32 protein-coding genes are annotated in these 26,384 nt (G+C 69.2%); 8 read left to right on the top strand and 24 right to left on the bottom strand.

The genetic code is table 11. The annotated features are described in order from the left end of the window. Positions 1-219 precede the first annotated feature (219 nt). From ACZ561_RS18815 to ACZ561_RS18800, 4 genes are all read right to left on the bottom strand, one after another. Positions 220-402, bottom strand: coding sequence for a hypothetical protein (locus ACZ561_RS18815; RefSeq protein WP_470996178.1), 183 nt, complete (start codon positions 400-402; stop codon positions 220-222). A 236-nt stretch (positions 403-638) separates the two neighbouring features. Continuing rightward, positions 639-863, bottom strand: coding sequence for a hypothetical protein (locus ACZ561_RS18810; protein WP_470996175.1), 225 nt, complete (start codon positions 861-863; stop codon positions 639-641). A 41-nt stretch (positions 864-904) separates the two neighbouring features. Next, positions 905-1,216: an SPDY domain-containing protein gene (locus ACZ561_RS18805; RefSeq protein ID WP_470996172.1), complete on the bottom strand. Its 312-nt coding sequence runs from the start codon at positions 1,214-1,216 to the stop codon at positions 905-907. A 510-nt stretch (positions 1,217-1,726) separates the two neighbouring features. Continuing rightward, on the bottom strand, positions 1,727-2,470 hold the full coding sequence (locus tag ACZ561_RS18800; RefSeq protein WP_470996170.1) for an SPDY domain-containing protein: 744 nt from the start codon (positions 2,468-2,470) through the stop codon (positions 1,727-1,729). A gap of 287 nt (positions 2,471-2,757) precedes the next feature. Here ACZ561_RS18800 and ACZ561_RS18795 point away from each other — a divergent pair, with 287 nt between their 5' ends. Then, a complete protein-coding gene (locus ACZ561_RS18795; protein ID WP_470996167.1) occupies positions 2,758-6,066 on the top strand; it encodes an esterase/lipase family protein in 3,309 nt (1,102 codons plus the stop codon). A gap of 157 nt (positions 6,067-6,223) precedes the next feature. Here the strand turns inward: ACZ561_RS18795 and ACZ561_RS18790 are convergent, their stop codons facing one another. From ACZ561_RS18790 to ACZ561_RS18715, 16 genes are all read right to left on the bottom strand, one after another. Further along, entirely contained in the window at positions 6,224-6,634 is a 411-nt protein-coding gene (locus tag ACZ561_RS18790) for a hypothetical protein (RefSeq protein ID WP_470996164.1), read from the bottom strand. Positions 6,635-6,697: 63 nt separating this feature from the next. Continuing rightward, positions 6,698-6,880 carry a hypothetical protein gene (locus ACZ561_RS18785; protein WP_470996161.1) on the bottom strand — a complete coding sequence of 61 codons (183 nt, stop codon included), beginning with the start codon at positions 6,878-6,880 and terminating at the stop codon, positions 6,698-6,700. A gap of 30 nt (positions 6,881-6,910) precedes the next feature. Continuing rightward, positions 6,911-7,576: an SPDY domain-containing protein gene (locus ACZ561_RS18780; RefSeq protein ID WP_470996158.1), complete on the bottom strand. Its 666-nt coding sequence runs from the start codon at positions 7,574-7,576 to the stop codon at positions 6,911-6,913. Between the two features lie 237 nt (positions 7,577-7,813). Beyond that, the gene (locus ACZ561_RS18775) at positions 7,814-8,287 is read right to left on the bottom strand and encodes a type II toxin-antitoxin system RelE family toxin (protein ID WP_470996157.1); all 474 of its coding nucleotides are present in this window, start codon (positions 8,285-8,287) and stop codon (positions 7,814-7,816) included. Then, entirely contained in the window at positions 8,284-9,093 is an 810-nt protein-coding gene (locus tag ACZ561_RS18770; protein WP_470996154.1) for a hypothetical protein, read from the bottom strand. Before ACZ561_RS18770 ends, ACZ561_RS18775 begins: the two co-directional genes overlap by 4 nt. Position 9,094: 1 nt before the next feature. Further along, a complete protein-coding gene (locus ACZ561_RS18765) occupies positions 9,095-9,700 on the bottom strand; it encodes a DUF4913 domain-containing protein (protein WP_470996152.1) in 606 nt (201 codons plus the stop codon). Between the two features lie 242 nt (positions 9,701-9,942). Beyond that, on the bottom strand, positions 9,943-10,716 hold the full coding sequence (locus ACZ561_RS18760; RefSeq protein WP_470997156.1) for a DNA cytosine methyltransferase: 774 nt from the start codon (positions 10,714-10,716) through the stop codon (positions 9,943-9,945). Further along, on the bottom strand, positions 10,709-10,918 hold the full coding sequence (locus ACZ561_RS18755; protein ID WP_470997153.1) for a hypothetical protein: 210 nt from the start codon (positions 10,916-10,918) through the stop codon (positions 10,709-10,711). Before ACZ561_RS18755 ends, ACZ561_RS18760 begins: the two co-directional genes overlap by 8 nt. A gap of 70 nt (positions 10,919-10,988) precedes the next feature. Next, positions 10,989-11,591 (bottom strand): hypothetical protein, encoded by a 603-nt coding sequence (locus ACZ561_RS18750; protein ID WP_470996149.1) that lies wholly within the window; start codon positions 11,589-11,591, stop codon positions 10,989-10,991. Next, positions 11,588-12,766: a DnaB-like helicase N-terminal domain-containing protein gene (locus ACZ561_RS18745; RefSeq protein WP_470996146.1), complete on the bottom strand. Its 1,179-nt coding sequence runs from the start codon at positions 12,764-12,766 to the stop codon at positions 11,588-11,590. Before ACZ561_RS18745 ends, ACZ561_RS18750 begins: the two co-directional genes overlap by 4 nt. Then, a complete protein-coding gene (locus ACZ561_RS18740) occupies positions 12,763-12,999 on the bottom strand; it encodes a hypothetical protein (RefSeq protein WP_470996143.1) in 237 nt (78 codons plus the stop codon). The genes ACZ561_RS18745 and ACZ561_RS18740 overlap by 4 nt, the downstream gene beginning before the upstream one ends. A 99-nt stretch (positions 13,000-13,098) precedes the next feature. Next, positions 13,099-14,892: a type IV secretory system conjugative DNA transfer family protein gene (locus ACZ561_RS18735; RefSeq protein WP_470996140.1), complete on the bottom strand. Its 1,794-nt coding sequence runs from the start codon at positions 14,890-14,892 to the stop codon at positions 13,099-13,101. A 64-nt stretch (positions 14,893-14,956) separates the two neighbouring features. Beyond that, positions 14,957-15,406: a hypothetical protein gene (locus tag ACZ561_RS18730; protein WP_470996137.1), complete on the bottom strand. Its 450-nt coding sequence runs from the start codon at positions 15,404-15,406 to the stop codon at positions 14,957-14,959. A gap of 29 nt (positions 15,407-15,435) precedes the next feature. Continuing rightward, on the bottom strand, positions 15,436-15,750 hold the full coding sequence (locus tag ACZ561_RS18725; protein ID WP_470996134.1) for a hypothetical protein: 315 nt from the start codon (positions 15,748-15,750) through the stop codon (positions 15,436-15,438). 34 nt (positions 15,751-15,784) lie between these two features. After that, positions 15,785-16,144, bottom strand: a complete 360-nt coding sequence (locus tag ACZ561_RS18720; protein ID WP_470996131.1) for a hypothetical protein — start codon at positions 16,142-16,144, stop codon at positions 15,785-15,787. A gap of 16 nt (positions 16,145-16,160) precedes the next feature. After that, positions 16,161-16,715 (bottom strand): hypothetical protein, encoded by a 555-nt coding sequence (locus tag ACZ561_RS18715; protein ID WP_470996128.1) that lies wholly within the window; start codon positions 16,713-16,715, stop codon positions 16,161-16,163. A gap of 101 nt (positions 16,716-16,816) precedes the next feature. Between ACZ561_RS18715 and ACZ561_RS18710 the strand changes: the two genes are divergently transcribed. The 5 genes from ACZ561_RS18710 (at position 16,817) to ACZ561_RS18690 (ending at position 22,263) form a co-directional block, all read left to right on the top strand. Beyond that, positions 16,817-17,923 (top strand): tyrosine-type recombinase/integrase, encoded by a 1,107-nt coding sequence (locus ACZ561_RS18710; RefSeq protein ID WP_470996124.1) that lies wholly within the window; start codon positions 16,817-16,819, stop codon positions 17,921-17,923. Between the two features lie 9 nt (positions 17,924-17,932). Next, positions 17,933-18,277, top strand: coding sequence for a helix-turn-helix domain-containing protein (locus ACZ561_RS18705; protein WP_470996121.1), 345 nt, complete (start codon positions 17,933-17,935; stop codon positions 18,275-18,277). Positions 18,278-19,197: 920 nt separating this feature from the next. After that, positions 19,198-20,793 (top strand): hypothetical protein, encoded by a 1,596-nt coding sequence (locus tag ACZ561_RS18700; RefSeq protein ID WP_470996118.1) that lies wholly within the window; start codon positions 19,198-19,200, stop codon positions 20,791-20,793. 75 nt (positions 20,794-20,868) lie between these two features. After that, positions 20,869-21,639, top strand: coding sequence for an aminoglycoside phosphotransferase family protein (locus tag ACZ561_RS18695; RefSeq protein ID WP_470996115.1), 771 nt, complete (start codon positions 20,869-20,871; stop codon positions 21,637-21,639). An 87-nt stretch (positions 21,640-21,726) separates the two neighbouring features. Continuing rightward, entirely contained in the window at positions 21,727-22,263 is a 537-nt protein-coding gene (locus ACZ561_RS18690; RefSeq protein ID WP_470996112.1) for a GNAT family N-acetyltransferase, read from the top strand. Positions 22,264-22,407: 144 nt separating this feature from the next. Here the strand turns inward: ACZ561_RS18690 and ACZ561_RS18685 are convergent, their stop codons facing one another. Together ACZ561_RS18685 and ACZ561_RS18680 are read right to left on the bottom strand one after the other, a co-directional pair. Next, complete coding sequence (locus ACZ561_RS18685; RefSeq protein WP_470996110.1) at positions 22,408-23,181, bottom strand: hypothetical protein; 774 nt, start codon at positions 23,179-23,181, stop codon at positions 22,408-22,410. Continuing rightward, positions 23,178-23,666 carry a hypothetical protein gene (locus ACZ561_RS18680; protein WP_470996107.1) on the bottom strand — a complete coding sequence of 163 codons (489 nt, stop codon included), beginning with the start codon at positions 23,664-23,666 and terminating at the stop codon, positions 23,178-23,180. The genes ACZ561_RS18685 and ACZ561_RS18680 overlap by 4 nt, the downstream gene beginning before the upstream one ends. Positions 23,667-23,866: 200 nt before the next feature. On the opposite strand from ACZ561_RS18680, the gene ACZ561_RS18675 reads away from it, so the two are divergent. Together ACZ561_RS18675 and ACZ561_RS18670 are read left to right on the top strand one after the other, a co-directional pair. Continuing rightward, positions 23,867-24,043: a hypothetical protein gene (locus tag ACZ561_RS18675; protein WP_470996104.1), complete on the top strand. Its 177-nt coding sequence runs from the start codon at positions 23,867-23,869 to the stop codon at positions 24,041-24,043. Positions 24,044-24,183: 140 nt separating this feature from the next. Next, the gene (locus ACZ561_RS18670) at positions 24,184-24,573 is read left to right on the top strand and encodes a hypothetical protein (RefSeq protein WP_470996101.1); all 390 of its coding nucleotides are present in this window, start codon (positions 24,184-24,186) and stop codon (positions 24,571-24,573) included. 221 nt (positions 24,574-24,794) lie between these two features. Here the strand turns inward: ACZ561_RS18670 and ACZ561_RS18665 are convergent, their stop codons facing one another. Further along, positions 24,795-26,105 (bottom strand): hypothetical protein, encoded by a 1,311-nt coding sequence (locus tag ACZ561_RS18665; protein WP_470996098.1) that lies wholly within the window; start codon positions 26,103-26,105, stop codon positions 24,795-24,797. A 6-nt stretch (positions 26,106-26,111) separates the two neighbouring features. Next, positions 26,112-26,303 carry a hypothetical protein gene (locus tag ACZ561_RS18660; protein ID WP_470996095.1) on the bottom strand — a complete coding sequence of 64 codons (192 nt, stop codon included), beginning with the start codon at positions 26,301-26,303 and terminating at the stop codon, positions 26,112-26,114. Positions 26,304-26,384: the final 81 nt, after the last annotated feature.

Here is a 26,384-nt window from a genome sequence, read left to right as displayed (position 1 = left end):
ACTCCCTCACACATGGCCTCCGGTGGCCACTACACCACCGCCCTGCCTCGAGCGGTCATGCCTGAACACGCTGACTTGACAGGGAAAGTGCCGCCGCGCCTTCCCCCGGTTTTCAGTGGCTACCGAGCCTTGTGATCAGGTTCAGATCCCGCTCCTCCCTGCTGACCACACGTACCCGAGGGGCTGCCCGGTTGGGCAGCCCCTCCGAGACGCGTGGCGTCAGACGTCAGCAAGGTGGTTGGCGAGGTGCAGGGCGTCGATGGCGACGGACAGCGCGCTGTGCAGACCGATGATCTCCAGCAGTGTGGGGTGGACGACTGGGGTCCAGTCCCCGTGGAGGCCCGGCCATGTGGCCAGAGTGACGTCCGTCGAGGCCAGGCCGAGGCGGGCGGTGACGTCCATCCGGTCGGGAGGGCCGGGTTCCCAGTACAGCAGAACCGAGCCAGGACGAAGGGATGCGCGGTGTTCCACGGACACCCAGGTCGTGGGGATCGGCTCGGTGGCGCACCGTGGTACGGAGCGGATGAGAGCACCATGTACGCCTGGGGGCATGGGACGTTGGGCCAGATTACTGAGGAGCAAGGGCGGGCGAGGAGAGACTCTCGTGCCCCCCGCGAGCTGCGGGTGTGACCGGCGGTTCACACGTCGGCCCAGTCGAGCTGAGCGCGGACCTCAGGCGGCAGGACGCCTTCCTGGCCGTTCTCGGCGAGATAGACGGCGCCGTTCGAGCCGCTGATCTCAACGACGCGACCGATACGGTGGGCCTGCGGCCAGTCCGGGTTGATGGCGAAGTACGCGGGGAGATCCGGGTCGACCGCCTGGAGCTGGTGGATCAACTGACGAACGGTGATCTCGTGAGACAAGAGAGACTCCTGAGTTGGTGAGGCCGAGGGGTCGGCGTAGGTCAGACGCAGGCGCAGCAGCGGCTGGGGAAGGCGATGAGCGCCGCGAGGAATCCGGCCACAGACTGGGCCGGAACGTTTGGCCCGAAGGTCTGGGTCCACGCCACCTCGCCGTCGGTGTCCTTGACCTGGATGTGCCACAGCTCGCCGCGCGCGGCCTCCCTGGTCTCGGGGAGGAAGCCGACGTACACGCGCTGATCGGGGCTGGTGGAGTGGACGTTGGAGTAGGGGTCGGAGATGAACTCGCGGTCGCCGAGCTCGGCGTGCGGAAGGGCTGCGGGGGCATAGGACGGGGTGGTCGCGGTGAGCGTCACGAACAACGAACCCTTCGTTGACCTGTGGTTTTTCGAGGCGGTCGTACGTTGACATGGTCGAAGCGCAGGTCTCCACTCCTTCGCCCGGGTGGGGCGTCTGCCGTGGGCGAACTGGTAGTTGGGGCGCCCGCTGTCCACGTGGGGGAATGAACCGCTCGCCCCGGGAGCTGTCCCCGGGACGACCGATGACAGGAGGAGAGCGCTGTGCTGGACGGGGAACTGCGTACGTCGGCGAGACCGTTGACGACGTCGTGGCGGCGTCACTCGGGCGATCCCGCATGGCGGACGGTAGACGCGTCGAGCTGAGCGTCGAGGAGCTTGCGCAGGCGGCCCGCGCAGCCGACAACGAGTTCCTGCGGGAGCGCCGTGGCGACGGCCCGAGCTAACGGCGGTTCGCGCGATCGACCGCGTTGATGCGGCTGGGGCGTCACTGCTCGGCCGGCGTCTTGGGCGCGGCATCTGGTCTTACCTGGCCATCGGTGTCCGCGGTGGGTGAGAGCTCGCCGTTCATCAGCGTGCTGCCGCGACCCGCCGGTGGTGGGTGGGGTGGGCTGGCAGGACGGCACTGGGGCTGCCCGTGGTTGCGGACGCCGCCAGGGCCCGGGCCACGAGGCGACCTCTGTGAGAGCGGGCGCGGGCGGCGGCGGCACGCCGGACGTCCAGCGGTGTCGGGACCGGAGGTGGCACGGGGCGTATCTGGGCGGCACCGCGGTTTCGCTTGGGAACCTCGATCTCGTAGCGGAGTACGGGGGCTGGGTCGGCCAGGCGGGTGGTGGTCGCCGCGATCAGATCTACGGGGACGCCGGAGGTGAACGTGGCGTACCAGCGCGAGCTGAAGCCGTCCCGGCCGCCCCAGAGCAGCCAGCGGTCCTGGTCGCCGCGGAGTTCGGCGTGTCGATCCAGGACCCCGTCCCTGTAGGTGAGGCCGGCGAGTTCGTCCGGCGCGGTGAACAGGGTGGCGAGCTGCCAGCTCCCTCCCTTCCATCCGGCTTCTTTCAGGGGCCGAAAGCCTTCCTCGGCCGGTCGCCGCGGACCGGTCAAGGCGGCGTCCGGATCCTTGGCGTAGCTGGTGGCGAGGGAGGACGTGAAGGCGGTCACCAACTCCGTCGGCGTGTTGGGCCCGACTGGCCAGCCAGTCGGGCGGCCCGAACGGGTCGCTGTGGGCGCCGACCTTCCACAAGGTGCTGTCCGTGCCCTCCGCAGGAATCCGAGCCGGACGTGCTGGTCGGGGGAGGAGACGTAGACGTTCGCCATTATGTGGAATCCGAGATGTCAAGCGGTCCCGCCCAGCCGGGGCGGTTCTACGGGGCAAGGTGTCGCGTCAACAGCCTCGTAGGTTCTCGTGGCCCAGCCGCATGGGCGGCACCCCGGCAAACATCAGACCAAGTGGGCGTCCGCTCCGACCAGGTCGCCGGGTGTTCATGGGCTGAGAAGTCGCACATGGGGACCCTGGGCGGCCGACCTGACACTATGCGTTACCCAACCTCATTAGGGAATATGGCGCTATCTTGGAAGAGGGTTCCTCGGTGCATGGTTAGCAGGTGCGGGTCTCAACGAAGAGTAATCGCAGTGCCGTTATTTGGGGGCATGCAATGGCGGTAACTAACGAGCGGCTTGGCGTCGTATTCGTTCATGGGTTTCGATCCTCACCTGACATGTGGGACGACTACCTGCGCCTGATCGCGACTGACCGAGAGCTCTCATTTGTTCATCCGTTGCCCTTCAAGTACGGCACGACGTTGGTATCTCTTAACCCTCTTCGTCGGATCCCAAGCTTCAATGACGCTGCTGACGCTCTCGGACGATTCCTCGAGGAAGGTCCAGGTAGAGACTTTGAAGACCTGGTCTTGGTGTCCCATAGTCAGGGAGGCCTTGTTGTCCAATGCTATCTGGCGCGAATGCTCAGTTGGGGCCGCGGGGAGGAACTGAAGCGCATACGCCGGGTGGTCTTGTTTGCTTGCCCGAACACCGGTTCAAGTGTCGGTATGCTCCTGCGCAGGCTGCTGCCATCGAATCCGCAGGAACGTCAACTCCGCCCGTTCGATGATGCAGTAGCCGATGCCCATCGCATCGTTATGAACCAGGTTGTAAATGCCGACGAGACCGATGCCAGAGCGTGCCGAATCCCGTTTGCCGTATATTATGGCGATGAGGATGAAATTGTACCGGCGGCTTCAGCGCGCAGCGTCTTTCCCAATAGTTTTCCTCTCTCTGGAGACCATTTCGGAATCGTTCGCCCTAGCTCAATCGAGCACGACTCGTATATCGCATTGAAGCGCCACCTTGATCTTGTTAGGGGTGGCCAGCTTAGGGAAACCCTGGAAACGCTTAACGCGGCTACGCTGAACGTCCACACCGCCGGATTTCCTAGTGACAATTCGACGCGCTTTCCAACTCCCACGCCGTATCTGGCCCGTGACCACGACACCAAGTTGCGCCAGACCCTTGCTCCAGCGTTGGCCGGCGGACCCTCCGTCATAGCGGTATTGACCGGCGGGTCTTCCACGGGTAAGACCCGGGCTCTATACGAAGCCCTCCTTGACCTTGCCCCTACGCGCCTGTTGCTGCGCCCACCCACTATCCGGGAATTGGTCAGGCTTATCGAGCGCGATCAGATTAAGAGTGGGAAGGTGCTGTGGCTAGATGAGACGCAACAGTTCCTTGAACGGTCGGGAGGTGAGGAAGTTGCCGCTGGCCTGCGCACCGTGTTGGAGCGGCGTCAGGGAGTGGTGGTGGTGGGAACGCTCTGGACGCAATCTTGGGACGAATTGACTGGTAATCGGGCGCGAGGGGATCCGCACGGTCAGGCTCGTGCTCTGCTGACTGGGCCGTTTACTGAGCGTATCCACGTCCCGTCCGAACTAACAATGAAGTACCACGAAGCCTGGAGGAACCTGGCTCTCGGAGACCGTCGAATGGCCTACGCATTCGAGGCCGGGTTGACCGACGGGCGAGTAGTGCAGCACCTCAGCGGCGGCCCTGAACTTCTGGCTGCCTTTCTCCGTGGCCCGGAAGAGCACTTCACTCGCACAGAGCATGCCCTGATCATTGCAGCAGTGGATGCACGCCGGCTTGGCCACCGTTCGCCCCTTCCCCTCAGGCTGCTGGCGGAGGCCGCCGAGGGGGCCCTAACCGATCGCCATCAGAGTGCGGATCTGGCCTGGGCGGAGCAGGACCTGCGCGCATTGACCACCGGGAAGCGCCGGAATGGCACTCGCACCGACATTCGACATACTCTGACCGCGATCCTTGCGCGGCGCTCCCGTCCCGGTGACCCGGCCATGTATGAGCCAGCGGACTACCTCGACCAACAAATGCGCATTCGGCGCGCCGACCAACTGGGAAGCCCCTCATTGTGGGAATCCCTCACCAGACACACTGACGACCCCAGCGATCTGGCCCGCCTGGCCTATGCGGCGTGGAAACGAGACTTGTACAAGCAAGCAGTGCTCCTGGGGCGAAGAGCCACACTTGCAGGCCATCACCAAGCTCCTAGTGAACTAGTCAGGTGCCTTCGCGGCCAACTGGATCCCAATCGCGAGGGCGCGGACTGGGTCGCCGCTCATGCCGACCTAACTCGGCCGCAAGGCGTCGCTATGTTGTTGAACGCTTTCCGAAAGGCAGGCGCGAGCCAGGCGGTGCAGCGGTTGTTGGACCGTGACCCAGCCGCCCACGTCAACCTCACTCAGCCTCAGGGCGTGGCCATGCTGTTGGACGCTCTCCGAAAGGTTGGCGCAGAAGAGGCGGTGAGGCGAGTGCTGGAGCGTGACCCAGCCGCCCACGCCAACCTCACTCAGCCCCAGGATGCTGCTGTGTTGCTGGGAGCACTCGGAAGGGCCGACGCGCACGAGGTCCTCAGCCAGGCAGCGCACCAGGCGGCCGCCCACGCCAATCTTGCTGACCCTCACGGCGTCGCAGTGCTGTTGGACGCTTTCCGAAAGGCAGGCGCGAGCCAGGCGGTGCAGCGGTTGTTGGACCGTGACCCAGCCGCCCACGTCAACCTCACTCAGCCCCAGGGCGTGGCCATGCTGTTGGACGCTCTCCGAAAGGTTGGCGCAGAAGAGGCGGTGAGGCGAATGCTGGAGCGTGACCCAGCTGCCCACAGCAACCTCACTCAGCCCCAGGGCGTGGCCATGCTGTTGGACGCTTACCGGAGGGTTGGCGCAGAGGAGGCGGTACGGCGATTGTTGGACCGTGACCCAGCCAGTCAGGTCAACCTCACTGGCCCGAAGGGGGTGGCCATGCTGTTGGACGCTCTCCGAAAGGTTGGCGCAGAGGAGGCGGTGAGGAGAGTGCTGGAGCGTGACCCAGCCGCCCACGCCAACCTGAGTCGTGGGGAAGGAGTCGCGTCTCTGCTGGATAGTCTCCGAGAAGCAGGCGGAGATCAAGCGGTGAGGAGATTGCTGGACCACGATCCGGCTGCCCACGTCAACCTTGCGTACGGGCAGGATATCGCCTGCATGCTATACGCGCTCCATAGAGCAGGTGGAGACCCGGCGGTGAGGAGATTGCTGGACCGCGATCCAGGCGCCCACGTCAACCTCACCCGTGCGCGGGACATTGCCTATCTCTTGCAGGCCCTAAACAACGTTGGAGCGGATGATCAGGTGGTGAATGCGCTACTTCACCGCGAGCCAGAGACTCACGTGCACCTTACCAACCCTGAGGATGTTGGCCATCTGTCAGCGGCACTGCGGAAGGTCCATGCAGACATCGCTGCTGATTCCCTAGCCCGCCGAGCTGCGGATGAATGCAAGGTTGTCGCACCCCACCCGGTACTCCCTTACGGGCGGGAAAGCGATGGTCGTCCATCTACCCAATGGATGTGGAGTGACATTCCGTCCCCGTGAGGGCGGGCAAGTCCCCCGTTGTCCCAGCCAGTTCGATCCGTCCGCCCATTACAGTGTGGCTTCGGGATGGCCATGGGATTCGGATCAAGCCATCAGGTGATTGCATGAGTGGTTACGTAGAGCCCACGTGCATTTGGTGGATTCAGATTGTTCAGGTTCAGGCATTTTTGCCTTGCCGCACCTCCACGATGGGCAGCATGGTGGAGGTGGCGGGGAGGCCGAGTTCCCGTGGTGTGGGGCCTGCTGGTGTGGAGATGTCGCTGAGCCGGGCGAGGAGCGCGTTGAGGGCGGTTTGGTCGTCGTCGACCGCGGCGCGTTCGTCCTCGGTCAGCGGGATGGAGGTGAGCATGTGCTGCAGGTTCTCCTTGGCTTCGAGGAGTTGCGCCCTGCTGGAGTCCTTGGGGGTGTAGAAGTCGCAACGGGCGCAGGCCATCCGGTGCTGGCACTGGTCGAAGAAGGTGTAGGTGCACCAGCCGTGGCCGAGGTCGTAGTACTGCCAGGGCTCGCTGGTGGCCGCCGCGCCGGAGGCGACGGCGTCGCGGCCGACGAGGACCTCGATGGTGCGCACGTTCCGCGCGAAGTAGCCGGCCTCGCTGTATGCCTTGGCCAGCGTCTTGGGGGAGATCTTCGCTTAGAACTGGGTGGAGCTGGGCGATCGGTGTCCGAGCCATGCCTGCAGCTCGAACAGGGTCATCGGTTCCTTGGCGTTGTAGAGCTGGCTGGCGATGGTGCTGCGGGCCCGGTGGCTGGTGGTGGAGCCGGCGAGGTACAGCGGGGTTACGTGGACGTCGCCGTCGAGCGGTTGGGAGGGCATGCGGGATCTCCGGGTGTGAGCGGCGAGCCGTCAGCGCTGACGGCGTGAACGACCGTGCGCGGCAGCTGATGCGGGTGAGGTTGCGGCCTCCGCCCCGGGCGCGGCTGCGTGGACGGCGTACGGCCGACGGGCCAGGGCCGCCTGAGCCCGCGGCACGGCGGTCATCGGCTCGGCGAGGCGCACGTGCACCAGGTCGCGGTGGCGTTCGGGGATGTCGCCAGCGAAACGCGGCACAGCGTCCGGGCTGGTGAGAGTGGTGGCGGCAGCGGTGCGCAGGTGCTGTGGGGTACTACTGCTGAAGAAGGCCCTCCAGGTCGGCACATGGACGGGATCGACGCCGCCGGACAGGCGCCACATGGACTTCTCCGGGGTCAGCAGCTCGGTGTACTCGTCGAGCCACCCGCTGCGCGTGCGCAGGGCCGCGCGGCTGTCGGGCGAGACGATCCAGTACGGCCCACTTCCATGAACCGGCTCCCAGTTGCTCCGGCGCAGTACGTCCTCCTGGCCGAGGCCGGTGTAGTGCTTGCCATCGCTGAAGTAGTCCCTGAAGTGGTTGGGCAGGCTGTCGACGAGCGTCTTGGTGAAGGCGACGACGATCTCGCGGGGCGTGTTGCGGTCGAAGGTGGTGATCCAGTCCGGAACGCCGAGCGGGTCCTCGGAGTAGGTGATCGTCCAACCGCCATAGGCGCTCTCCACGGGGGTTGGCGATACGGACTCGCTGACACGGGCTGGTGTAGTACGTGTCCGTCTCGAAGGCGACGGTCTTCGTCCAGCCGACGGCGTTGTCGAGGACGCTGAAGACGGGCTCCCTCGTCCCGGGACCCGCGAGGTGGACCGGTGCGACGAGGACCTTGGTATCCGGGGCGAGACCGCCGAGGTCGCGAGGCGACATGGGGAGGTACCTCCGGTCGGTGGCGGATGAGGGGCTGGGCGTCATGACCGGCGGCGAGCCCGCGGCTGAGCCGTGGAAGCGGCTGGGGCCGGCGAACCGACGTGTGCCGGACCTGCGCTCCCGTGCGGGGATCGGGACTGTGCCGCTTGGGCGCGGCGGCCATGGAGGGGCGCGGTCCCGGCGGATGCCTCACGTTCGCGCTCCAGCCGGTGAGCCGCGGTGCGGTACGCGGCCTGGTCCTGGCGCTCGCCGACCGCGAGGAGGTAGATCTCCCGGCGGTGCTGCGAGGTCGCCGGGGCGTCTCGGTACTGGACGACCATGCGCCAGCGGGTCTCCGGATCGACGTAGATCTTGTGGCAGCCCGCGAGCTCGCGGGTCAGCGCCGCTCCGCGTTCGTTGCCGTGGACCAGGTGCTGCAGCTCCAGCAGGGCCAGGTCGCGGATGCTCTCAGGAACGGAGCGCAGATCGGCCAGGGCTTCGGGGTGCGCCGCGAAGGCGTACCGCGCCCGGCTCACCGCGCACCCCGGTGAGAGCGCGGTACGGAAGGAGACACGGGGCGAGGAGTCGCGACGGGCGCCGGGGGGACGGCGATGCCGGCGGTTCCGGCGAGCGGGGAGCGGGTGCGGGCAGCCTGGGCCCTGTGGACGACGGTGGCCTCCGGGGCCGGTGCCAGTGGGAGAGGAGTGCTGCGGTCCATGGCCCAGGCGTCCGCTGCCTCCACGCTGGTGAAGGCGCCTTCGCGCACCGTGTAGGAGCGGAAGTCCTTGGCCGTCTCCTCGAGGAAGAGGCGGTAGGGGGCGTGCGCGGAGGCCGGGTGGCTGTCGTGGACGAGAGTGCGCACCTCGGTGCCGAAGTCGAAGGAGCCCGGGTTGTCGGTGTGGTGGTCGATCACCTCGTACCGGCCGCCGGGGTTGCTCCGGAGTAGGTCCTCCAGCCGCGAGGTGAGCGCGTCGGCCGGGCGTGGCCCATGGTTGCTGGTCGGCGCGGCGGCCTCCGGCGGACAGCCCCGGCGGGTGAGCCAGTTCTGCGCGAGCGGCACGACGGGAACACGCTCGTAGTCGAAGGCGAACGTTCGCTGCTCGACGTCACGGGTGAGGTGGAGCGCGACGTACTCCGCCGTGCCGGGCGCGTCCCAGATGGCCGCCCGGTCGTAGAACAGCAGGTAGCTGTCACGTCCGTTGGCGCTGTGGTGCTCGGCGAGGGGGACGAACATGTCGTTCGAGAGCGTGACCGAGAAGAAGTCCTCTTCGATTCGCTCGGTGGCTGCTTCGAAGCCGTCGATCCGGTAGTCCGGCGCCTGGGTTTCGTATGTGTCGGTCACGTCAGGCTCCCGCAGGCTCGGGCGAGGCCAGGAGCCGGTGGTTGGGGCGGGTCGGGCTGGTGGTGCACGCACCGAACGGGCCGTCGGGCGTGCGGAGTTGGAGCAGAGTTGGGTCGAGGTGGTCGCGGTGCCACGTCGAGGGGCCGGTGAGGCCGGCCTCGACGTCGGTGAGCTGCTGCCAGGCGAGCCACAGGGCGTGCAGCCGGGCGACGGCCTCGGGATGCTCCTGCCACTGCTGGCACCACGGGCGGCCGGTGGTGATCTCCCGCCCATAGACCGGCAGCAGCAGGTCGTGCACGCAGCTCGTCAGCGCCGCGAGCTCCTCGACGTACGCCTTGCCATCGAGCGCCAAGATGAAGATGGACGCCGGGCCCTCCTGCGAGCTGCCCGGCTCGGCCGCCGCCGACGCGGCGACCGAGCCCTCTCCGCCACCGTGCTCGGCTCCGCCGCCCTCGTCGTCCGAAGGCGGGACGTCGTCGGTGAGCCGGGCGAGTGTCTCGCCTTGCTTACGGCTCTCCGTGACCAGCCTCGCGACCGTGGAGACCAGGTCGTCCAGGTCGCGGTCCGGCACGCGTATCGGCTCGCTTTCCTGAGCGGGTTCGGCCATCGCTACCCCTCCGCAAGATCGGGTGGTTGGGGTGGCGAGGATCCGGAGAAATCCGGGTTTGGCCCGGCCGGAGATCCGGTGTAGAAGCCGTCCTTCACCGCGAGCCGTGACGGCCACAGAGCGGGACCGGCGGAGTGAGGATCTCCAGCGCGCGAGATGCCTGTTGCGGCACGACTCCGTTGCCCAGAGCGGCCAGTTGGGCGGGGCGTCCCAGTCCCGGAGTGGCCGTCACCCAGCCTGGTTCAAGTCCTTGCATCCACTCCACGAACAGTGGGCTGAGGGCGTCCCGCCTCGTCGGTGGGCCGGGGTGCCGGGCGCGTTGCCCTCTCCCATCGGGCGATGGCGGCGGCGTATGGTCCCCACGCCCCTCGTCCGTCGGTGTCGGAGGGGTGAACAAGGGGAGTACCACTGCCGAGAGCGGGGGCCGGAAGCCCGCGCCCGGTCGGCGTCCGGGAGTGCCGGTGTCGCTTGCCCGTGGGGTCGGCAGCAGACGGGCTGCCGCCGAGGGGAGTGTCAGGTCCCCGTTCCCGTGACGGTGGTTCGGTGATCCTTTTGTGCCGTCCGACGCCTTCGGCGTCGGCAGCAGCCACTCGACCTCGTCCGCCAGATTCGGACCGTGCCCGCCCCGCTTCCTCTTCGTCGGGTGCTGGCTCCCTCCGTTCGTGGCCAGGTTGCTCGTTGGTGTCTTGAGCAGGGCTGAGCCGCCGGGACTGCCAGGCGACGAGGAAGATCCGCTCGCGACGGTGCGGAGCTCCGACATCAGAGGCGCGAAGCACGCACCAGCGCGCATCGAACCCGAGGTCGGCCAAGGAGCCGAGTACGGCACCGAGTGCGCGCACAGCAGGCTGGCCTGCGGTGTCTCCCAGACACCACGGGCAGGGTTCCACGTCGCCAGGGGAACCGGCGGGGGAGGTGAGGAGTCCTCGGACATTCTCGATGACCACCAGGCACGGGTTGAGGGCTTCGATGGCACGGACGATGTGCAACCACAGACCGGACCGGGTGCCATCAGCCAGTCCGGCGCGACGGCCGGCGACCGAGACGTCTTTGACAGGGGAACCCGGCCGTCAGGACGCACACCTCCGGGACATCGGCCCAATTCACGGCCGTGAGGTCGCCGAGGTTCGGCACGGCCGGCCAGTGTCGGGACAGGATCCGGGCCGGGCCCGGATCGACCTCGGCATGCCAGGCGACCGTGCCGCCGAGGACGGCCTGCACGCCGAGATCCAGACCGCCGTACCCGGAGCACAGACTCCCGATCGACGGCTGGTGCGGCGCCACCTGAAGGTCAGCGCACACGGCGGGACACCGGCATGTAGGCGAGACGGATCGGCTCGGTGGCGGGGAGCTTGGTCGGTAGGCGGTAGATCGAGTTCTCTGGGCGTGCCGAGCGGCTCAGCGCGGCGAGGATACGAGGCGGCGTGCCATCGATCCGGTCGGCAGCGTGCCGCAGAGTGACGAAGGCTTCTTGCAGCGAGTCCACGGTGAGGTCCAGCCGGTCCTGCGCGACGTTGAAAGCGGCCCGGCGGGCGTCATGAAGGTCCGCCGTCGCTGGGGCCTCCGCGTACTTACGTAGGAATCCGAGCTGCTCGAAGGCTTCTGCGTAGTTGGTCACGGCGCGTCCCGCGGGGGCGGACGCGCTGGTGTACGCGGCGATGACCGGGCCGAAGTCGAGCCCCGGGTCGTTGTCGCTGGCGCGGAAGAGGACCTCGTCGGACAGGTCCTTCACCAGCCCCGTCAGCGCGGCGAGGTGGTGGGACGCGGTGACGAGGTCCGGCAGGGAGCTCGTTGTGTACGACCCGACAATCTCGTGGCGGGCCTCCTCGAACTCCCGTGCCACTGGGTACAGTTCGTCCTTCTCCAGGCCGGCGCGGCCAGTGTGGTCGGTCATGACGGACTCCGAAGGTTGTGGCGGGAGGGAAGCGCGGCGCAGGAGGCCGCGACCGGCGCCGCGGGGGCCGCCGCATCCGCGAGGCGGCTGCGAGCACGGGCGGCGTCGATACGGGCGGCAGGAGGCGGCGCACCGGGACGGCTTGCCGGCCGCCGCTGCTCGGGTTCGGCTTCGCTCGCGAGGCGCATTCGGCGGCGCACGTCGTCCAGCGGGCCGAGCGCGTGCAGGGCGTAGCCGATGAGCTGCCCAGGCGCGAGCGCGTCGCGGTTGGCCAGGGCGCCGACCTGCCGGGCCGCGAGGGCGGCGGTGCGGACGAGGGAGGCGTGGACGACCTGCTCGCCGAAGTGCTCGGCGGCCCCACTCACGAGCGGATCGCAGATCCGCATCACACGCTCGGTGTCGAGCGCCCCGTCTGCGAGGGTGCCGCGACGCTGGGTCTCCCACAGCACGGTCAGCTGGTCGATGGGTTCGCCGCGATGGTGCAGGGCCCCCAGCGCGCGGTAGAGCTGCTGATGGCCCGGGTCGGCGAAGTCGCCGGGGCGGAGCCACCGCACCAGGCCGAGCAACTGCTCGGGGCGGGCGGCGAGGCAGCCGAGGAGGAGCTCCTCGTCGGCGAGAACCTGCTCGCCCACCGGCTGCGGGCGCTCGGCCTGGGGTGCGTACGGGGCGGGCGGCTGCACGGGACGTGCCTCGGTGCCCCAGCCGTGCGCCAGGTCGGCGAGTACGTCGGTCAGGACCTGGGCGTGGTGCAGCGTCTCCTCCACAATGCCGCCCCGGCCGTCGGCGAGCGCGGCCTGGTGGAGGCGGGCGGCGTGCTGGGCCACGCTGCGACGGATGGCCCCCTCCAGGACCATCCGCCCGTACACCGGGGCGTGGTCGGGGCGCGGGCACGCCGACGCGAGGGAGTGCAGATACGAGGCGGTGAGCCCGCGGGTCCGTGTGCTCGCCTCCCGTAGCGTGTCTGTCACCCAGGCCAGCGGGACGGGGAAGCCGGCCGTTGTGGCTGCCGCCGGGTGACCGTCGGTCCTGAGCTGGAGCATCGCGGCGTAGATCGCCGTGTGCGCGGGGCGGGAGAAGTGTTCCGGGCGCAGCCAGGGCGAGAGCCTGTCGAGGTGGCCGGGCTCCAGGAAGATCGCGCCCAGCACGGCCTGCTCGGCGTGGACGAGCGGGGTCACGGCCGTGCCTTGCGCGGGGGCTTGCCCTGGGCTCGGATCTCCGCGACTGCACGGTCGGCCGCGGCCGTGTCGGCGGCGAAGCGGTCCAGTTCACCGGTGAACGCGGGGTCCGAGGCGAGCAGGGAGCCGGAGGGTGACACAAGCCACCAGTCGGCGCCGCGCCGTACGACGGGTGTGCCGGCGAGGCGCTCGGACCGGCGGATCGAAGCCCAGGACGGGGCGAGGTGGGACATGGGAGTACCTCAAGGAGATGGGGGCGAAGGCCCAGGGACGCGACGGTTGGGGGCGTGCACCGTTGCGTCTCGCCAGCCGGGCACCTGGCAGCACCTGGGTCATGCGGCCGGACCGAAGTCGTCTCGGCGCAGGTTCTTGGCCAGCGCGCGCTCGGTGATCGCCGCGGTCGCCGTGGCGGACGCGGCGCCGAGCCGGTCGGCGTCCGGCTCCCGGTACCAGGGCTTGAGGTCGAGGAGCGCGGGGCGGATGCCGGTGGCCAGCAGCAGGGCGGAACCCTTGCGCAGGGCGCGGATGGCGTCCGGCGGCAGCACGCGCTCCTGGCGCATGGAGACCGATGTGGACTTGCCCGACTCACTGGTGGAGACCGAGACCGTACGGACGTCGTGATCGCCCACCAGGCGGCTGAGTTTGTCCGCGAAGTCGGCGTCGTCGATGCCCGAGCCGACGAGTTTGATCGTCGCGGCGGACCACAGGGCGTCCATCCCTGCCTCGCCCCAGACCCGGACGCCCTGACGGTAGGACTGCAGGATCGTGATCGGGATGACGCCGCGTGAGCCGAGGTGCGAGTACAGGTCCGGCAGGTCGGCGATCTTGCACACGTTGGCGGCCTCGTCGAGGATCGCGAGCAGCGGGGCGTCGAGCCGCCCGCCGTCGCGCTCGGCCTGGATGACGGCCGCGCGCATCACCGCGTCGGCAGCGGCGGCGATGATCGCCGAGGCGGAGCCGCCGCCGTCCTTCGACAGCAGGAACAGGGTGTCCTTGCTGGTGGCGAACGCCTCCGGCTTGAACTCGCGGATCTTGCCGAGGCCGCTGGGCGGCGTGACCCAGGCGGCGATGGTCGGGTCGAGCAGGCAGCTCGCGTACTGCCGCGCGGTCTCGAAGATGCCGTCGCGGGTCTCGACGGCGCCGGCCACGGTGCCCTGGAGCTGGGCGGCGACCGCGTCGAGTCCGGCGTCCTGGAGCAGGTCGATGGGGGTGCGGTCTGCCGGCGAGGCGAGCCAGGCCAGGACGTCGGTGATCGGCCGCCGGTCGCGGGCGGCGGCGAGGAACAGCGCGGTGAGCGTGTTCGCGGCGGCGGTGGACCAGAAGTCGCCTGCGTTCGACTCGTCCACGGAGGCGGTCACGAAGTGCCCGGCCAGACGGCGGGCTCCGGCGAGATCGCGGGCGTCGGCGAGGATGTCCCACCACATCGTCCGGGGCGCGTGGGCGATCTGCTGCGGATCGAGCGTCCACACCGTGCCCGCTTCGGCGCGGGCCGCGAGCGTGGCGGTGTAGGCGTCGCGGGCCGCCTTGTTGGAGGTCAGCAGCACTGGTCCGGGAGCGCGCAGGATCGCCGGGATCGCCAGGCCGGAGGTTTTTCCGGACCGGGGTGCCATGATCGCCAGGATCACGTCCTCCCACGAGGAACGGACCTCGCGCGCGCCGGGCGCGAGCGTGCCGAGCAGAACGCCGCGGTCGTCGGGTACGACGTCCTTGGGCTTGGTGCCCTTGAGGCTCGCACGAAGGTCGATCGCCTTGGCCGCGATCTTCTTGGGCATCAGGTCGGCCAGGTCACGCTGGTCGGCCAACCCCTTGGGGTTGCCGCGCAGCCGCAGCCACACCTTCGCGCCGAGCAGCGCGGCGGCCAAGAGTATGAGTGCGGGCAGGACGTAGCAGGCGCCGACGAGGACCGGCTGCGGAAGGTGCGGCCAGAGCTCGTGGGGGTGGAGCAACGCTTCGGTCGGCTCGTACGGGGCCCAAGGGCCGGACACGGTGAGGGCGTTGGCGACGTTGCCGAATAGCCAGGCCAGCGTCCCGGCCCCTATGCCGAGGGCAGCGACGGACAGCATCAGGTGCAGCAGGAAGTCGGTGCCGGTGGTGGCCGAGGGCGTGCTGGTGCGTGCAGGAGACAAAGCGCGGTCCCGTTACGTGGTGCGAGAGGGGCGATGGGCTGGGGCCTGCGGGTTCTTCTGGTGATCACGAGGGGCTCCTAACGGCTGCGGTGGGCGGAGGTGGAGGGAGCCGCGGGGCGGCCGGGACCGTGGTGTCCGGGGGTGCCGGTGGTGCGACCGGGCCGGCGGTCGGCGAGGACGACGAGGCCGCGCCGCTGATCCGGTGCCGCAGGATCTCGTCGCGTACGGCGGCAACGGCTTCCTCGGAGACCAAGTCCTCGGCGACGTTCGTGTCGAAGCCCTGGGCCCGGAGCAGACACGCGGCACGCGTGGCCCGCCGCTTCTGTTCCTCCTCCGACGGTCCCTCGGGCAGCTGGTGCCAGACGTAGTGCGGCGGGACGGTCTTCTTCACGAAGCCGCACGCGGCAAGCACCTCGTGGGCGCGCGGGTCACCGCAGTCGGCGATCACCTCGGTGCTGAACGGCTTGCGGTAGATCTCGGCATCGGTTCCGTACTCTTCGTGTAGGAAGGACACGCAACGGCCGCTCTGATGAAGGGGATTGGTCAGCGCGTTCGGTTCGACCTGGACGCGGGCGGTGGAGCGGCAGCGGACGCCTCGGGTGTGACGGTGGGTGTTCCGGTGCGCTGGGTGGCCGGGGCAGTGGCGTAGTAGTTGGCGACACGTGCCTGCCAGCTCGGCTTCGCCAGCCGATCGAGTGCCCGCAGCTGGTCGGCGGCGACGTGCAGGTCCTCGCCGAGCGCAGTGAGCGTCGCTGCGGCTTCAGCGAAGTCGTACGACAGATCCCAACCGGCATCGGTCTCGGATGCCTTGGCCTGCTCGGCGGTGGCCTCGAAGAACTCACCGAGGCGGACGAGCACACCATCGTGGGGGTCCAGGACGTGCTCCGCGAGATCAGCGGCAGTCTCGTACGTCTCGGCGCCGTTGAGTTCGTCGGTCAGCCGCAGGACCTGGTGGCCGTGGACGTGTTTGCCCTGGGGGGTCGGAGGGCGTGGTGAGGGGGCCCACGTGCAGATCGGGACCGAGGTCGACGCGGTAGCCGACGGCGCTGAGCATGCAGGCCGCGTGGCTGGCCATCTGGTTCTCGCGGGCTTCGCCCATGTCCCAGGGCAGGCGGTACCAGAAGGACCGGGGCGTCGTCTCGATGACGAAGCCCGCGCGCTTGAGGAGTGTGGTGGCGAGTTCGTCTCCGCCTTCGGCGGTGACATTGCCGGTCGGATGGCGTGTGATGACGACGTCGGGCGGGGTGGGCATCGTGGAGGTGGTCCGTTCAGAAGTGGGGGTTCTCGGTCGGCCGGTCGCTCGTGGAGGCGGCGTCCACCAGCTCGGGCAGGTCCGCGGGGTCGGCATCGCGCTGGTCGAGCCACCAGCCGGCGCGGGTCAGCGGCCGTACGGCGTTCTCGATGGCCTCCCACTCCGCCTCGCTCGTGGTTCCTTCGACGACGAGCGCGGTGTACGCGGAGGAGACGAGCTGGTGGCGACAGCGGGTGGCCCAGGCGACCGCGCGGTCGGTGCCGTCCAGCGGGGGCATGCGGTACTGCTCGGACCACGCCTCGGCCTCGGCCTGCTCGGTCACCCTCTGCTTCGCGAGCCACTCGGCCGTGGCCTCGGTGTCCTCCTGGCGGGAGGCTCGCCAGCAGTCGGCGCAGTCCCGGCCGGCGAGCCAGCGGGCGTATCCGCCACGGCGGTCGGCCGGACGGTCGGAGAGATCGGCCTCGGCGGTGTGACCGCAGGCGTGGTCGATGGTCCAGAACTTCTTCGACCGCGGGGAATTGCGTTGGATGCGTGATACGGAGTTGGTTGAGCTGGTGTTCTGCGGCTTCATGCCGAGTACCTCTCTTCGAAGTTGAGGCCAGTGGCCTGGGGTGTTGCGCGCATGAGTGCATCTGATGCATGATTCGCGCGGCTAATGGAGGGGGTGGATGGATGCCCGGAGCGGAATTGCGGGAGGCTTCAGCGCAGCTCGTGCTGCTCCAGGGCGTGTCTCTGCTGCATCCCGAGGACGCGGTCTTCGAGGCGATGCTTGAGGGCTGGGGGCGGCAGCAGCGTGGTGGGCGCCGGCTGCAGCCAGACACGATCAGCGACCGGCAGAGCGCGGTGCGGCGCTTCGCCGAGTACACCAACGCCTATCCGTGGCAGTGGTCGGCGTCCGATCTTGATGAGTGGATGACGTACCTGATCGCCGAGTTGAAGCGGGCGGAGTCGACGATCCGCGGGTACCAGGGCGCGATCCGGATGTTCTGTGACTACGTCACCTCGCCGCACTACCAGTGGCCGGCCGAGTGTGAGACCCGCTTCGGGGTGCATCCGGTGCAGATCTGCCACGAGTGGAACACCGTCGCGCACCTGGTCGACTACGAGGGCGGCGCCCAGCGGCGGCCGATGACGCGGGAGGAGATCCAAATCTTCCTCGACCATGCGGACGCCCAGGTCGACCGGGCGATCCGGCTGGGGCGCAAGGGTGCGCTCGCCGCCTACCGGGACGCCACCGTGTTCAAGCTGATGTACGGCTGGGGTACGCGCTGCACCGAGACCTCCCGGCTGGACGTCACCGACTTCTACCGCAACCCGAAAGCCACGGAGCTGGGCAACTTCGGTTCCCTGCACGTGCGTTACGGCAAGCGGACCAAGGGGTCGCCGCCGCGCCGACGCACGACGCTCAGCGTCATGCCCTGGGCGGTGGAAGCGGTCGAGGACTACGTGATCAACGCCCGGCCCCGCTACGCGGCGGCCCCGGAGCAGTCGGCGCTGTGGCTGACCGAGCGAGGCGGGCGCCTTCAGGCCCGCGAGATCGAGGACCGGTTCGCTGCCTATCGTGACGCGTTGGGCCTGGACAAGGCGCTGGTCCCGCACTGCCTTCGGCACAGTCACGTGACCCACCAGATCGAGGACGGCGCGGACCCGGCCTTTGTCCAGCGGCAGGTCGGTCACCGCTACGCCTCCACGACCGCGCTCTATACCGGGGTGAGCGGGGACTTCATGAACACGATGATGCGCAAGGTCTTGGACCGCGCCCTTCAGGGCGGACAGTAGGGAGACGATGTGACGTCGAAGCTGGACTACCGCTGGCATCTGCGGGAGGTGATGGCCACCCGCGGCATGTTCTCCACCACCGACCTGCGCCCTCTGCTGGCCGAGCGCGGCATCGACCTGTCGCCCAGCCAGACCTACCGCCTGGTGGTGGAACGGCCCGAGCGGCTGAGCCTGAAGACACTCATGGCGTTGCTCGACATCCTGGGCTGCACCATGGACGAGCTCATCGAGCCCGTCGCGGCGGCCGGTTCGCGGCGCCGTCACAGCGCTGCGGCCGGCGGCGGACCGGCGCCCGGGAAGGACACCGGGCTCGGCGATCTGCGGCCCAAGCGGGCCCGGATCGTGCCCGAGTAGGCGCCGGTCGTGCCCGACCCTGAGCTGCCGCGCTCCGCTACGGAGCCCGAGGCCGTGATCAGCGAGATCGTCCGGTCGGCCGACCCCGCGTGCGAGCGAATCGACGTTGCCGCCGTGCTCCAGGCGGTCTTCCGCCAGCGACCCCAGCTGCGGACGCTCGCCGAGATCCTCCAGGCCAGGCCGGGCCTGCTGACGTCCGGTCGTCCCGAGGGGCCACGCGCGATCGAACGGCTCGTGCGGGCGCTGCGCGAGGCCGGCGCCGAAAAGCTGGTGCTGCCCCGCTGCGGCGACTGCGGGCGCGAGCGTCCGCTGACCGGCCTCGGCGACGGCGCACGTATCTGCAGCGCCTGCAGTAACCGCCGCAATGCGCGCGCCAACCCCTGCGTGATCTGCGGCAGCACCACCCTTGCCGGACGCGATCGCGCCGGTCGGCCCCGCTGCCGGGCCCATCCGCCCTGGGGTGCCACAGACCCGGCCGAGGAACTGGCCAAGCTGATCGCCGCGAGCCCCTTCGGCGTCTCGGCCGCGACCGCGCAGCAGGCCGTCTGCTCGGTCGAACCCACCCGCCCCGGACAGCTCCGGCTGCTGTGGGCGCTGGAAGACACCCCTGGCCTGCTGACTGGACGGGGCGCCGAGGGGCCGCCCAAGATCTCCGCCCTGGCCCAAGCGCTGATCGATCGCGGCGCCTGCGGCGTCGTCGTCCCCTCGTGTCCGTTCTGCCAGCGCACCACCGACCTCAAACAGCGCCGTGACGGCCTGCGTTGCTGTGAGCAGTGCCGACGGGAAAGCAAGATCGCGACCTGTGCAACCTGCCGACGCGCGCGACCGATCGGCGGGCGCCGGTTCGACGGCCAGCCCGTGTGCGGCACCTGTCGCCAGCACGACCCTTCAACCACAGGCCGTGCAGTGTCTGCGGCGAGATGCGGTTCAGGAAGTCGCGCACCGACGACGGCGGAGTCTGCGCCGCCTGCCGCGAGCCCCCCACCGCCATCTGCGCGACCTGCGGTGAACGCGGGCCCTGCTACTTCGCCGCCACCGACGCCCCCAAGTGCCTGCCCTGCAGCGCCAAGGAGCGCGAGGAGGCCGTGTGCGTCAGCTGCGGCAAGCACCGGCGCGTCAACAACCGCACCGCCGCCGGCGAGCCGCTGTGCGGAAACTGCGGCAACAAGCCCAAACCGTGCGCCGGCTGCGGCGGGATCTTCCGCATCAGCGGCCGAACCCCGGAGGGTGAGCCTCTGTGCCAGACCTGCTGGGCCAAGCATCCCTCCGCTCACCGCCCCTGCACCCAGTGCGGGTCCGTCGAACGGCTCTACCGGCACGGACGGTGCGCCGCCTGCGCACGCGCCGCTGACCTGCGCGAAGTGCTCAGCCCGCCGGGCGGCCTCGTGCGCCCGGAACTGGAACCGGTCGTCCAGGCGCTGCTGAAGCCGCCGCCCCGCACCGTGTTGCACTGGATCCACAAGGTTCCCGCACGCCGTGCCGTCCTCCAGGCCCTGGCGACGGAGCAGGGGCCGGTCACTCACGAGATCCTCGACCGCTTCGCCGCCGCGCCGACCGTCGAGTACCTGCGGGCCGCGCTGGTCGCTGCGGGAGCCCTGCCCGCCCGGGACGAGCAACTGGCCCGGCTGGAACGCTGGTTGGCCAAGACGATCGACCGCGTCTCGTCCGCCGAGGAGCGCAGGATTCTGCGCAACTACACGAACTGGCAGCTCCTGCGAAGACTCCGCAGCCTGCCCGCCGGACAACTGGTCACCCACGGCCGGGTCGAGACCGTCCGGGTCGAGATCCGTAACGTGGCCCGCCTGCTGGAATGGCTCCACGACGGCGGCACCACCCTGGCCACCTGCACCCAGGACCAGGTGGACGCCTGGCTCAGCGAGGGCCCCACCACTCGCGCCACGGTCCGCGGATTCCTGCTCTGGACCAGCAGACGCGGCCACAGTCGACCACTGACCGCACCGGTCATCAGCACCTACTTCGCCGCGCGCACCATCGGCAAAGACCAACGCTGGGCCCTGGTCCGCCACCTCGTCCACGACGAGCAACTCCAGGTCGCCGACCGGGCCGCCGGCCTGCTCCTGCTGCTGTTCGCCCAGCCCGTGGGCCGCATCAGCCGCCTCACCACCGAGCACATCGTCGACCGTGGCGACACGCTCACTCTGAAGCTCGGGCGCGTCCCCGTCGAGATCCCCGCGCCCCTGGACGACCTGATCCGCCAGCTCGTCGAGCGACGGAACGTTCGCGCGGCCACCGTCCCGCTCGAGGAACCCAAGTGGCTGTTTCACAGCATCTACCCCGGACAGCCGATCGACCCGCACACCCTGGGGCGGCGCCTGAAGGCGATCGGCGTCCCGCCACAGCTCGCGCGTCACGCGTCGCTGATGGACATCGCCTCGGAGCTGCCCGCCTTCGTCATCAGCCGGCTGCTCGGCTTCCACCAGTCCACCGGAGACAACTGGACCCGCGAAAGCCAGGGCTTCGGCGCCGACTACGCCGCCGAGATCAGCCGACGCTGAGGCCGAGCCAGCCACGCCCCCAACACCCGCGATATCGAGATGCCGGCGCTCGGCCGGACCGGTAACTTCACCGGGATGGCGCGCGAGGAAGTAATGCAGGACAGGGCTCATCGGCGGGTCGTGCGGATCGGTGACACCGTCCGCAGGCCCGCCCAACCATGGACGCCCACCATCCACGCGCTTCTGCAGCACCTGGAGGAGGTCGGCTTCCGCTACGCGCCCCGCCCGCTGGGATTCGACGACGAGGGCCGCGAGGTCCTCACCTACATCGACGGCGATGCCGGGCCGCTGGCCTGGGAGAAAGTCGTGTCCGACGACGGCCTGCGCGCTTTCGCCCGGCTGCTGCGTGACTACCACGACGCGTGCGCGGACTTCTCGCCCCCGTCCGGGGCGACGTGGTCCGGGGGCAGGGTCGGCCTGGGCGACGAAGACGTCGTCTGCCATGGAGACTTCGGCCCCTGGAACGTCGTCTGGCAGGGCGACCGGCCGGTGGGAATCATCGACTGGGACTTTGCCCGCCCCGCGCCGCGGCTGCACGACGTGGCCTACGCGCTGGAATACGTTGCCCCGTTCCGCGACGACGCCGAGTGCCTGCGCTGGCTGCACTACCCCGTACCGCCGGACCGCCGCCGACGGCTGCAACTCTTCTGCACCGTCTACGGGATCAACTCGACCGAGGGGATCGTCGACGCCGTCATCACCCGACAGCGCGACAACGCCGACCTCGTGCGCCGCCTTGCCGAGCAAGGACACGAGCCCCAGGCCACCTGGGCATCCAACGGCCTGCTGAGCCAACTCGGCGACAGAATCACCTGGAGCCTGACCCGCCGGGACCTGTTCGAGTAGCGGGTCGCCCGTCACGAACCGTACTTCCGGCCCTTCAGCCCAGAATTTCCATTGCGCTTGAAGAGCCCAGGAGTTGAGAGTCGGCCCATGCATGATCTGACGTGGACAGACGGCGACATCACGCTGTCCCCCCTGAACCTGGACGACGTCGATGACCACCTGGCAGGCGAGGACGAACTCCTGGTGCGCTGGCTCAACGGAGGGCCGGGAACCAGGGCCGACACCGAGGCATACATCCGCCACTGCCTCGAACAGTGGGCAGCCAGTGGACCGTTGCGGGCCTTCGGAGTCCGCACAGGCACCCCGCCCAGCCTCGCCGGCACAATCGACCTCCGCTTCCAGGCGCAGGACCTGGCCCCCGGGCAGGTCAACATCGCCTACGGGCTCTACCCCAGTTGGCGAGGGCAAGGGCTGGCGACACGTGCGGTCCGTCTGGTCTGCCGGTACGCGGCAGCCGAAGGAGCGGTCGAAGGGGTGATCCAAGTGGACCCGGAGAACCCCGGGTCGGCGGCCGTCGCACGACGGGCGGGCTTCACCTACGTCAAGCGAGCTCGGGAAGCGGAAGGCAACCGACTCGACTGGTACGTCCGCGACCTGACCATCGGCACTGTCCCAAGGCGCTGACCGCAGCGCGGGGTCGGTCGTCTTGGATCCCACTGCAAGGCCGTCCTGAGACGCCCATCCCCGCAGGGCATTCCGCAGGCTGCGATAGCCGGGCTTACCGATAACGGCCATGAGCCGGACTCCTTGAACGTCGGAAAGGGCGGATCAGCGCGTACGAATCGGGGCGGTCGGCGTGGCCTGGAGGCGCGGCGCCGGCTCGTCCTGCGGCTTCGGTGCGTTGGCCGGGCGGTTGGGGGACGACGCCATGGCGGCGCGCGCTCGCGCGGTGTGCGTGACCCGGAGCCACTCCTGCCGCTCGGGCAGCGGCACCTCGGCCAGGGGTGGGGCGTTCTCGGGGGTCACGTCGGGCATGACAGCCAGTTCGAGCTGGGCGCCGACGAGCTGGTCGCCGAGGAAGGCGACGTGATGGGCGATGTTGCGCAGATGAAGGCCCAGCTCGTGACCATGCGGAGTGTCGAGCCGCTCGCACCAGGCGGCGGCCGTGTCGATGAACTCCTCCAGGTCGAGCACGACGCCGTGGTGTTCGTCGAGGATCTCTCCCAGGACCTCGGAGACGTCCGCCGCGCGACGCAGCTCGTGCAGTTCGCCGGTCAGCGCGGTCAGGGACTGGCCGGGCCGTGGCGCCCGCGCCGGCACTCCGTCCGGAGTCGGGACCGGCGGCGGGATCATGATCCTGGGATCGGCTGCGACGGACAGACCGGCGTCCTGGAATTCGCGGGTCGCCCTGGCCACGGTCCGCACCGCCGTGTTGTGGGGCGTGTTGTCCGCCAGCAGGTAGACGTCGAGGTACTCGCTGTAACGGAAGTGGTGCTTGCGCAGGACCTCGTCGAGGAACGGTCGAGCGTCCGCGACGGCGGCGGCCACCCCGTAGTCCGGGTGCATTCCGAACGCGACGTCCGGTTCGAGTTGCAGAGTCATCGCGCGGGCTCCTTGGTGGGGGCGGTCCAGCGGGTGCGGACCGGCTGCGGGGTGGAGGGGGCGGGGCGGTACTCGACTGCGGCGGCGGGCGGCGTCGGGGGCGCGCCCGCACGGGCCGGGGACATGGCGGTGGCGGCCTGGGACCTGCGCTGGTGGGCCGCAGGCGCCACCGCTGAGGCGGAAGGTTTCTCCAGCCGCTCCAGGAGGCCCCGGCCCGTGCCGAGCCGGGTATGGGGCTGGAGGTCGTATGCGACATCGGCGTTGACCCTGTACTGCGCGGCCCGCAGGGACTGGACCGCCTGTGCCCCGCGCCGTACTGGGTCACGCTGCGGATCGGTCAGCCCGTACAGAGTGCTGCCGGGCAGCCGCTCGAAGCCGACGAGCCGCAGGATGTGCTCGGCGACGTGGTTGTCGTGCGACGTCGCCGCCACGACGCCGTACTGGTCGTGATGGCCGACGGTGATGTGCGGACGTGTTTCCGCCACGAAGATGCACCTCGCAGAGGTCGGGGCCGTGCGGAGGACGAGGATGTGGCCGGAAGGCGGATTTGGTGTGGCCGTGGATTCGCGCTAGTTCCGTACTTCGCAGGTGACTGAATCGGCTGGTTCGGGGGCCTGTGGAAGTCTTTCCCGTCCCCCGCAGCCACGGACGGTGCGTCCGCGCATGGAATGCATGGTCAGCGCCGTTGCGGAAAAGCGTCTGGGCGCTCTGTCTGTCGCTGCTGATCGAGCGCCCGGTCCGCCGGGCCCTCGGGAGCGACCAGAAGTTGCCCGGGCTCTATCCCGGCAACCAGCAGGTCCGGCCCACCGGCCGGATGATCCTCTACCGTCTCTCGGCCCTCCTGGGAGCGTTGACGGCATAGCCCACAACTAGCGGGCGCGCACGCCCGTGTAGGTGCGCGTCCTTCCCTCAGCGCTGGTGGACGTAAAGAGGAAGACCAAGTGGTCACCGGAGGCACGTGACCTGTGGCAAGCTCATCTCCCTGGGGGAGAGGAACGACTGATGACCCATTACCAATGCGGATCGTGCTCGTACCAGAGCGACCATCTCGGCGAGGCTCAACAGCACTCGCACCAGACGGGCCACGTTTGCATCGGCAAGGACGGTGCCGGGCGAGCCGGAGGTAAGTTCGGCAAAGCCGGGGTCGTGGTTAAGGCCGGCGCCAGCGTTCTGGCGGCCACCACCATCGGGGTCCTCGCCTGGAAGTACAAGGGGCTTCAGGAAGAGCACGAGCAGCTCCAGACGAAGCACGAGGGGCTCCTGTCCATGGCTGCCGGACTGGTCGTGCAGTTGGCGGAGAAGACGGCGGAGAACGAGAGCCTGAAGTCGGAGAACGACTACCTGAAGTCGGCCACCGGTGCCTCGAAGACGCTCAAGAGCTACGACTGCTGAGTGAGGGCGTACTGCGGGTAGTGCCACTGGTGGACGGGTGCCCCGGCGCTAGATCCGTTCTCTGCAGGTCACCCATTCGGGAAGATCAACTGATCCCAGCGGGTCAGTCACCGATCAGCGCAGCGGTCCGAGTTGCAGAACCCGCCGAAGCACGATCACCTGAGGACCGTGATCAAGCTCGGGGGTTGTGCAAAAAAGTGACCCGCGAAGTGCGGAGTTAGTCAGCGTGAGCGCGGCGGCCTGCTGGAGTTGAAGAAGCGGATGGCCGGCGGACCGGCGCTCTTCTCGATCGCCGCGCTGATCTGGCGAGCGGCGTGTGGTGACCAGGAACGGGCAGCCTCGGCGCATGTCGACCGGACCTGCTGCGCACGGTGCGGTCGGGTCGGTGGCGCGGGCGGTGCCTTGTCGGCGCGCGCGATGTCGACGAGGACGCCGGCGTTGTCCATCCAGGTCAGGGAGTAGTGCCAGCCCTCGGCGTTGCGCATGGCCACGGCGTCCGCGAACACCGCCTTCGAGCGAGGATGGTCGGGCAGGAGTGCCTCGGCGACTACCTGGAACTCGGCCTGCACCCGGGCGCCGCCGTCCAGTGCCTCGCGCAAGGCACGGAGCCGGTAAGCCCAGCGCCCGGCCACACGCTCCGCGGGATCAAGGAGAGGAAGCGTTTCCTCGGCGTGCGCGACCAGGGTGGGACCGTGCTCGAGGAAGGGCACGAACTGCGCCCACATCTCCGCGTCCCGTACCTGTTGGCGCAGGCCGTACCGCTCGTCGAGCGGCCAGTGATCGGCATCGCACAGGCTGTCCGAGACCGCGTCCCATTCGGCCAGAACGCGCTGGCCGGCAGCCACGGACTTGGCGACTTCGCTGAGCCGGACCTCGCGGACGGCCTCCTGGTACCGGGGCAGCAGGCGGGTTGTCACTCGGGAGGCCGCTCGCACCGGGTCGGTGCTCACGACGATGCCGTTGGGTGTCCTGGTGGCCGTGTCGAACCCGCTGCCTCGTGGCTCGAACGCGGCGACCAGGAACTCGTGCTTGCGCAGGGGGCGGTCGGTGACCAGGAGCTCGATGCCAGACTCACTGGTGAGTACGGCGCTTCGATGTGGGGTGAATTCGGAGAGGGCCCAGCTCACGTGGCCGTAATCCCATACCCGTTCGCTGAGCGGGAGCTGGCCTTCCTCCGCCGCGTGTTCGTGGACGGCGGCAGTCCAGGAGCCGGGGAGCCGGCCCGACAGTTCCTCGGCGAACTCCGCGAGATCGGCCCGCAAGTCCGGCTGGCGCGGTGACGGGGTCGGCGGGTGCGCGGGCTCTGAACCACGGGGCGGCGCCGGGCTGATGGGCATGGGGCCGTCGAGCGAGGCGTCGTCGATGGCGACGTAGTGGCTGGCCACAGTGCTGTAGAGCTGCTGAAGCGTCGCCCGGACCTCGTCCGGACGGCTCTCGCCGAGGACATAGGCGAAGTCGGGATGGAGCCGAAGTCGTCGTGGAGGGTGGCGGCGGTGAGGCCGAGCTGCGGGTGCTTGCCCAGCGTGATCCATGCCAGCTCAGCCATGGCGGGTCTCGCCCTCGTCGTGCGCGTCAGGGCGCCGGTCGGCCCCTCGCCGTGTCGCGTACACGGGATCGCACGGGCTGGGGGTTACGGAGGCATGGCCGTGTGCGGTGTGGGCGTGGGCGGCGTCGGCGTAGAGCTGGACGAGGCGGCGCAGGCCGCGACGGATCGTGCGCTTCAGGTGCATGGCGGGGCGACTTCCTGTGCGGAGGGCGTGATGTGACGACGGGCGTGGGGGAGCCGGGGCGGCGCGGGCCGGCTCCCCCGG

The sequence above is a fragment of the Streptomyces sp. NPDC039609 genome (assembly GCF_055596705.1).
Note: the sequence above shows the minus strand (reverse complement) of the source record. Positions and strands in the feature narration are given on the sequence as shown.

Excerpts from the sequence above, each read along its gene's own strand:
- ACZ561_RS18715 (WP_470996128.1), bottom strand. The coding sequence starts at position 16,715 with ATGAAGCCGCAGAACACCAGCTCAACCAACTCCGTATCACGCATCCAA.
- ACZ561_RS18710 (WP_470996124.1), top strand. The coding sequence starts at position 16,817 with ATGCCCGGAGCGGAATTGCGGGAGGCTTCAGCGCAGCTCGTGCTGCTC.
- ACZ561_RS18765 (WP_470996152.1), bottom strand. The coding sequence starts at position 9,700 with ATGGCCGAACCCGCTCAGGAAAGCGAGCCGATACGCGTGCCGGACCGC.
- ACZ561_RS18785 (WP_470996161.1), bottom strand. The coding sequence starts at position 6,880 with ATGCCCTCCCAACCGCTCGACGGCGACGTCCACGTAACCCCGCTGTAC.
- ACZ561_RS18750 (WP_470996149.1), bottom strand. The coding sequence starts at position 11,591 with ATGACCGACCACACTGGCCGCGCCGGCCTGGAGAAGGACGAACTGTAC.
- ACZ561_RS18800 (WP_470996170.1), bottom strand. The coding sequence starts at position 2,470 with ATGGCGAACGTCTACGTCTCCTCCCCCGACCAGCACGTCCGGCTCGGA.
- ACZ561_RS18700 (WP_470996118.1), top strand. The coding sequence starts at position 19,198 with ATGCGGTTCAGGAAGTCGCGCACCGACGACGGCGGAGTCTGCGCCGCC.
- ACZ561_RS18740 (WP_470996143.1), bottom strand. The coding sequence starts at position 12,999 with ATGTCCCACCTCGCCCCGTCCTGGGCTTCGATCCGCCGGTCCGAGCGC.
- ACZ561_RS18685 (WP_470996110.1), bottom strand. The coding sequence starts at position 23,181 with ATGACTCTGCAACTCGAACCGGACGTCGCGTTCGGAATGCACCCGGAC.
- ACZ561_RS18670 (WP_470996101.1), top strand. The coding sequence starts at position 24,184 with ATGACCCATTACCAATGCGGATCGTGCTCGTACCAGAGCGACCATCTC.
- ACZ561_RS18660 (WP_470996095.1), bottom strand. The coding sequence starts at position 26,303 with ATGCACCTGAAGCGCACGATCCGTCGCGGCCTGCGCCGCCTCGTCCAG.
- ACZ561_RS18665 (WP_470996098.1), bottom strand. The coding sequence starts at position 26,105 with ATGGATCACGCTGGGCAAGCACCCGCAGCTCGGCCTCACCGCCGCCAC.
- ACZ561_RS18720 (WP_470996131.1), bottom strand. The coding sequence starts at position 16,144 with ATGCCCACCCCGCCCGACGTCGTCATCACACGCCATCCGACCGGCAAT.
- ACZ561_RS18815 (WP_470996178.1), bottom strand. The coding sequence starts at position 402 with ATGGACGTCACCGCCCGCCTCGGCCTGGCCTCGACGGACGTCACTCTG.
- ACZ561_RS18690 (WP_470996112.1), top strand. The coding sequence starts at position 21,727 with ATGCATGATCTGACGTGGACAGACGGCGACATCACGCTGTCCCCCCTG.
- ACZ561_RS18695 (WP_470996115.1), top strand. The coding sequence starts at position 20,869 with ATGGCGCGCGAGGAAGTAATGCAGGACAGGGCTCATCGGCGGGTCGTG.